Consider the following 7,086-nt stretch of genomic DNA (forward strand, 5'->3'; position numbering starts at 1 on the left):
TTAAGAATAAGAATAATTTTAATTTATCCAATAGAAAGTTTTGCCGCATCTTTCCATAAGTAATGTGGCATTGGTTCGTTTAATTCCCAATTAATACTCATGGGCTTAGAGCCACTATAATCTTTCAATTGACCTTCTCCAATAAAGACATACCCTAAACTATTACCAAACTCATTCTTTGCTTTTTCTCTAACAAAAAGTAAGATTCTTTTTTCTTGTTCTTTATGTCGGATATAAGATAAACCCTTGCCTAAATCAGGTCTTGCTGAGTTTTGAGTCTGCCAATGAAACAATGATTCTGTGACGGCATAATCATCGTACATAGTTGTTGGTGAAAAGTTTTCTTCCGATTTTAGGAGATTGATAAATAGTATCTCAGTATTCAAATCTTTATTTAAAGCTGTCCCTTCTCTATTTGATGATTTTTTATTGAAACTACTAAATTGAAAAGCAGTTAAAATTTGGTCTCGAGTATATCGAGCATGCAATTTTAAAGGTTGTTTATAAGGAAGGCTAATAGGTAGTTCGATAAAGTCTATTTTTTCAATTAATAACTCTAAAACTTCTTTTACTTCTTCAACTAAAATAGTATTTGCCCCAATTTTATAAATGCTTTTTTCTAATGAATCAAAACCACCTTCTTTTTGCCAAACATCAAAGTGTAACATTAAAAGCATTGTTTTTTCGTTTTCATTCAATTCTGAAATAATTACTTTAAAATTCTGCCTAGCAATTGTTAAGATAAAAGTAAAATAACTTAAGGAATTTGTTGAAGCAATATTTTTAAGAATAGTTTCCTTTGTCTTTTTTTCCAATATTATTGAACATCCTAAAGGAAGATGAGGGAAATCGTCTTCAATTTCTTTTAAAACAGTGGTATTTGTTTTGCCAATTAATGCTCTAAATTTACTTTCAAAATTATATTCAGGTTTTGAGTTTCCAACAAAATCTAAAACTGTTAAGCAATCTTTCTCTTCGTGAAGTCTCAATCCTCTTCCTAATTGTTGTAAGAAAACTGTTAGACTTTCTGTAGGTCTTAGAAATAATACTGTATCAATTTCTGGAATATCTATACCCTCATTAAACATATCGACAACAAAGAGGAAGTTAATTTCTTTCTTTTCAAGTTTTTGACGAATATATACTCTGTCTTTACTGTTATTACTTGTGAGATAATCTGCTTTTAATCCTGCTAAAGTAAATTTTTCAGCCATGAATTTTGCATGTTCCATAGAAACGCAGTAACCTAAAGTCCTAACGTCATTAATGTCTTTGGTGTATTTATCTACAGCGTCAATTATTTCTCTCACTCTTCTGTCGCTCTCAGTGTAGAGGTCAGTGAGTTCACTAGCAACATATTTACCTCTTACCCAACTAACATTAGTTAGGTCTATACTATCTGTAACTCCAAAATATTGAAAAGGGCAAAGCAATTTTCTGTTCATTGCTTCTGGTAATCTTATCTCTGCTGCAATTTTATTACCAAAATCTTCTAATATATCTCCACCATCCATTCGTTCTGGTGTTGCGGTAAGTCCAAGTAATATTTTTGGCTTAAAATAATTTATTACTGCTCTATAGCTATTTGCAGTTTGATGATGGCATTCGTCAATAATGATGTAATCGTAAAACTCAGGTGTTAGTTTGTGATTATTAAGTTGATTGTTTACAGTTTGAACAGAAGCAAATACAAATTCAAAATTGTCAGGAACTATTCCGTCAACCCACAATTCTCCAATGTTGTTGTCTCTTAAAACACCCTGAAAAGTAGAAAGTGATTTTTGTATTATTTCCTTTCTATGAGCTAAAAATAATAGCTTCGAAGATTTATTGTTTTGTTTAAAACTTTTGTAATCAAATGCAGAAATAACTGTTTTCCCTGTTCCAGTTGCAGCAACAACAAGATTTCTAAACCTGTTATGGACAGTTCTTTCTACTTCTAGTTTTTCCAATACTTCATTTTGATAAGGAAATGGTTTTATATCAAATAAGGCTGTAGTATTCTCGTATGGCTTACTTAGTTTACTTTGTTTTAATGCTTTTTGAAGTTTTCCCTTATGAATAGAATCATCAAACAGCTCAAAGTCATTACTTTGCCAATAGGCATCAAAAGTTTTTTGAAACTTATCGATGATGTGACTTACTTCTTTCGTTGTGATTTTTAAATTCCACTCTAAACCATCAGTTAATGCAGACCGTGAAAAATTAGAAGAACCAATGTATGCCGTGTGAAATCCTGTGTTTCGATAGAACAAATAGGCTTTTGCATGTAGTCTTTCGTTACCTGTATTATATGATATTTTAACTTCTGTATTTGGGAGTTTGGAAAGCAATTGTATAGCTTTATAATCTGTAGCTCCAATATATGTAGTTGTTATTATTTTTAGTTTTCCACCACGTTTTGTAAATTCTTTTAATTCTTTTTCAAGAATTATAATTCCTTTAAATTTAATAAAAGAGACTAATAAATGAATTTGATTTGATGAAAGTATCTCCTTTTTAAGTTCACTTTCCAATGATAAACCACCATTTCCACCAGTAAATAGTTCGCTTTGCGTGAGTCTTGTATATGGTGTTATTTCTTTTAAGTGAAGTTCTAGATTTGAAAAATGAGCTTCCGTTTTAGAAAAAACTGCTTTTAAAATTTCTCCTTCAACACTTATTAAATCATCATCGAATTCTTGCTTATTTAATTCTTCCTTTAGTAATCTTATTATTTTGTTAGCTATTTCAATTTGTAATTCTGTTTTACCTTTAATAAGTTGAAAAGCATGTTTTAAGGTTTGTGCTAAGTGCTTCGATAGAATATTTGAAGCTTCCTCTTTATCAATTAAGTTTTTCTTTAAATAAAACTTGTCATTATCAAGAGATTTCAACTTTTCAGAAACAAGTTGTGTGATTAATTCTTCGTAAATACCTTGATTCATAGTGCTAAAAATTCTTTTAAGATTGGTAAATCTGCTTCAGCCCAATCCAAATTAAGTAATTCTTCTTTATTGGCTAAAACAAAATTTGCATGCTCTCTTAGTTTTAATTCTCCTGAAATATAATTAGCAATGAATGGAATTAATTCAATTTTTAAATTAGGATACTCATGAATTACAGGTGTGAGTCTTTCGTTTATTTCAATATGAATATTTATTTCTTCTAATATTTCTCGCTTAATACAATTTACTTCAGACTCACCAGCTTCAATTTTGCCACCTGCAAATTCCCATTTCAATGGAAGTTTCATTTTTTCACTTCTCTGAACAGCCAAAATCTTATTCTCAAACTGGATTATTGCACATGTGACTTTTAGAGTTTTCAAAAATTCTAAGAATTCATAATCTCCTCAATCTCCTCAACTTCAATAGGAATATTTCGCATCAAATTAAAAGGCTCGCCTGACTCTTGTATCACCACATCATCTTCTAAACGGATACCAAAACCTTCGTCTGGAATATAGATACCAGGTTCTACAGTGAAGACCATATTGGCTTGCATAGGTTCGTGTAGTAAACCATAATCGTGCGTGTCTAAACCAATGTGGTGTGAGGTACCATGCATAAAGTACTTTTTATACGCTGGCCAATCCGGGTTTTCGTTTTGTACATCAGCTTTATCTAAAAGTCCTAAACCTAACAATTCTGAGGTCATCAGTTTACCCACTTCAACATGGTATTGTTCCCAAAGCGCTCCTGGAACCAGTAGTTTGGTAGCTTCATCTTTAACACGGTTTACCGCATTATAAACGGCTTTTTGTCGGTCTGTAAATTTTCCGGAAACAGGAATCGTACGACTCATATCACTGGAGTAATTGGCATATTCCGCACCAGCATCGATCAATATTAAATCGCCAGCTTTACATTGCTGATTGTTCTCTATATAATGCAACACGTTGGCATTATTACCTGAGGCAATAATCGGAGTATAGGCAAAACCTTTAGAACGGTTGTTGAGAAACTCGTGCATAAATTCCGCTTCAAGATTGTATTCCCAAACACCAGGTTTGGTAAATTTTAAAATACGACGAAACGCTTTCTCGGTAATGTCACACGCTTGCTGCATAATATCGAGTTCAATCGGATCTTTTACAGAACGTAAACGCTGTAAAATAGGATTGCTTTTCGCTACACTATGCGCAGGATATTTATCTTTTAACCACTTGGTAAAACGAGCTTCGCGTGTTTCAGTTTCTACATTAGCACGGTAATGTTCGTTGGTGTTTATATATACTGTGTCGCATTGCGTCATCAACTCAAAAAGTACTTTTTCGAGATCCTGTAACCAATACACCGTTTTAATGCCAGAGGTTTTAAAAGCTGCTTCTTTAGTTAACTTTTCACCTTCCCAAACCGCTATATGTTCGTTGGTTTCTTTTAAGAATAAAATCTCACGATGCTTTTCTTTAGGAGCATCCGGAAACAGCACCAAAACACTTTCTTCCTGATCGACACCACTGAGATAAAAAATATCGCGATGCTGTGCAAAAGGTAAGGTGCTATCGGCACCTGTGGGATAAATATCGTTAGAGTTAAATATCGCTAAACTACTGGGCTGCATGTATTTTGCAAAGTTTTTACGGTTGTTTATAAAGAGCTTGTTGTCAATGAGATCGTATTTCATTTCGAATTTATTTTTATCAGTTTGGTCACACTGCGCTTGTCGAAGTGTATTCTTAAGAAAAGTGCGAATAATTACTATCTAGGAATCTCAAAAATAAACAAACAAAAACGCAAGCCCAAGCCTACGGTGTTAATCTGTTAAACTTTGTTTATAAATTTTGAGGATATAGAGATAAATAGCTAAATTCAACTTTCTTAAAACTAACCAATATGTCATATTCAAAATTTCTTTCTTTTTTCCTTTGTATGAGCGTGGGTTTTGCATTTGCGCAACAACCAGCAACCTCTGCCGAAACTGTTAAAACCGCTTTAGAACAAAAACGACAAATGACACAATCGTCATTGGTTAAAAATGTGCCGTTTAAGAATATTGGACCAACGATTATGAGTGGTCGTGTGGTCGATGTGGATGTGAATCCGGAGATGCCATCAGAATTTTACGTCGGTTATGCATCAGGTGGAGTTTGGCATACCGTTAATAACGGAACGACATTTACTCCGATTTTAGATAATGCGGATACACAGAACGTAGGTGATATCGCAGTACATTGGCCAACACGAACGATTTACGTTGGTACAGGTGAGAATAACGCGTCGCGATCCTCATATGCAGGTATTGGTATTTTAAAATCTACGGATAATGGCAAAACGTGGAACAATATGGGCTTAATGGATGCGCATCACTTTGCGCCTATATTAATTCATCCTGATAATCCTGATGTAGTGACGGTTGGTGTGACAGGCCATTTATATTCACCAAACGATGAACGTGGTGTTTATAAAACTACTGATGGTGGAAAGACCTGGAAGCAAACGCTATTTGTTGATAGTATGAGTGGTATTATAGATTTACAGCACAGCCCTGATAATTATAATGTGATGTATGCAACGTCCTGGACCAAAGACCGAAAGGCCTGGAATTTTTCAGGAAATGGCAATAATTCAGGCATTTATAAAAGTACAGATGCTGGCGAAACATGGACAAAAGTATCTACTAAAGATAGTGGTTTCCCAACAGGTGATGGTGTTGGTCGTATTGGTGTTGCTGTATATAATGATGATGTGGTGTATGCGGTACACGATAGTCAGTTCAGAAGAAAAGAAGACAAGAAAAAAGATGATGATACACGTGGTCTAACAAAAGATGATTTTAAGAGCATGTCTAATGCAGATTTCTTAGCCTTAGAGGATAAAAAATTAAATACTTTTTTAAAGACGAATGGCTTTCAGGAAAAGTACAGAGCTCAGAATGTGAAACAAATGGTGCGTTCTGGTAATGTAAAACCTATTGATTTGGCCAAATATTTGGAAGACGCGAATTCCATGTTGTTTGACACTCCTGTTGTTGGCGCTGAGGTTTATAAAAGTACAGATGGTGGCAAAACCTGGAAAAAAACCCATGATGATTATTTAGATGGTATCTATTTTAGTTATGGTTATTATTTTGGACATATACATGTGTCACCAGCCGATGAAGATCATATTTATATTTATGGTGTGCCAATCGTCAAATCTAAAGATGGTGGTAAAAACTGGACATCTATTAGTGCTGAAAATGTACATGCCGATCATCATGCCCTTTGGATAAATCCTAAAAACCCAAATCACCTGATTGATGGTAACGATGGTGGAGTCAATATCACGTACGATGATGGTGAAAACTGGATTAAAAATAACTCTCCTTCGGTTGGGCAATTTTATGCCATTAATGTGGATAATGAAAAGCCATACAATGTCTATGGTGGTTTACAGGATAATGGTGTTTGGAAAGGACCAAATAATGCCAGAGAAAATAAGAGTTGGCATCAACGCGGTCAATATCCTTGGGAAGGTATTATGGGAGGCGACGGTATGCAAATTCAAATAGATAGTCGTAATTCTAATATCGTTTATACAGGTTATCAGTTCGGAAATTATTCCAGACTTAATTTAGAAAAGGAGGAGCAAACCTATATTCAACCAAAACATACCTTGGGTGAAAACCCTTACCGTTTTAATTGGCAAACACCAATTTTATTATCTCCACATAATCAGGATATTTTGTATTTAGGAGGGAATAAATTGATGCGCTCTATGAATAAGGGAGATGATTGGGTCGCTATTAGTGATGATTTAACAAACGGAGGTAAAAAAGGAAATGTCGCTTATGGTACGTTAACTTCGATTAGTGAAAGTCCGTTCCAATTCGGTTTAATCTACACAGGTAGTGATGATGGTTTGGTGCAAATGACAAAAAACTCCGGTGGCAGTTGGATAAATATTACAGGCAACTTACCCAAAGATTTATGGGTAAGTCGTGTGATTGCATCACAACACAAAAAAGAGCGCGTTTATGTCACCTTGAATGGGTATCGTTGGGATGATTTTAAAGTCTATGCGTATATGAGTGACGATTATGGGCAAACCTGGAAAGATATTAGCGGCAATATTCCTGCGTCACCAGTTAACGTGATTAAAGAAGATCCTTCAAACGAAAATA

General features: G+C 34.3%; 4 protein-coding genes. 1 reads left to right on the top strand and 3 read right to left on the bottom strand.

Annotation, left to right across the window (positions count from 1 at the left end):
* Window positions 1-23 precede the first annotated feature (23 nt).
* From ACTG3Y_RS08825 to ACTG3Y_RS08835, 3 genes are read right to left on the bottom strand one after another with little or no spacing between them, the layout of a single operon-like run.
* Window positions 24-2,927 (bottom strand): DUF3427 domain-containing protein, encoded by a 2,904-nt coding sequence (locus ACTG3Y_RS08825; RefSeq protein ID WP_439152559.1) that lies wholly within the window; start codon window positions 2,925-2,927, stop codon window positions 24-26.
* Window positions 2,924-3,310 carry a (deoxy)nucleoside triphosphate pyrophosphohydrolase gene (locus ACTG3Y_RS08830; protein WP_439152560.1) on the bottom strand — a complete coding sequence of 129 codons (387 nt, stop codon included), beginning with the start codon at window positions 3,308-3,310 and terminating at the stop codon, window positions 2,924-2,926. The genes ACTG3Y_RS08825 and ACTG3Y_RS08830 overlap by 4 nt, the downstream gene beginning before the upstream one ends.
* Before the next feature lie 5 nt (window positions 3,311-3,315).
* Complete coding sequence (locus tag ACTG3Y_RS08835; protein WP_439152561.1) at window positions 3,316-4,608, bottom strand: aminopeptidase P family protein; 1,293 nt, start codon at window positions 4,606-4,608, stop codon at window positions 3,316-3,318.
* A 209-nt stretch (window positions 4,609-4,817) separates the two neighbouring features.
* On the opposite strand from ACTG3Y_RS08835, the gene ACTG3Y_RS08840 reads away from it, so the two are divergent.
* The coding region (locus ACTG3Y_RS08840; RefSeq protein WP_439152562.1) for a WD40/YVTN/BNR-like repeat-containing protein at window positions 4,818-7,086 on the top strand (2,269 nt) is incomplete at its 3' end.

The sequence above is a fragment of the Winogradskyella sp. genome (assembly GCF_965656915.1).
In the GTDB taxonomy this organism is placed as follows: Bacteria; Bacteroidota; Bacteroidia; order Flavobacteriales; family Flavobacteriaceae; genus Winogradskyella.

What these genes read in the sequence shown, in the direction of transcription:
- ACTG3Y_RS08825 (WP_439152559.1), bottom strand. Translation starts at nt 2,927, where the DNA reads ATGAATCAAGGTATTTACGAAGAATTAATCACACAACTTGTTTCTGAA.
- ACTG3Y_RS08835 (WP_439152561.1), bottom strand. Translation starts at nt 4,608, where the DNA reads ATGAAATACGATCTCATTGACAACAAGCTCTTTATAAACAACCGTAAA.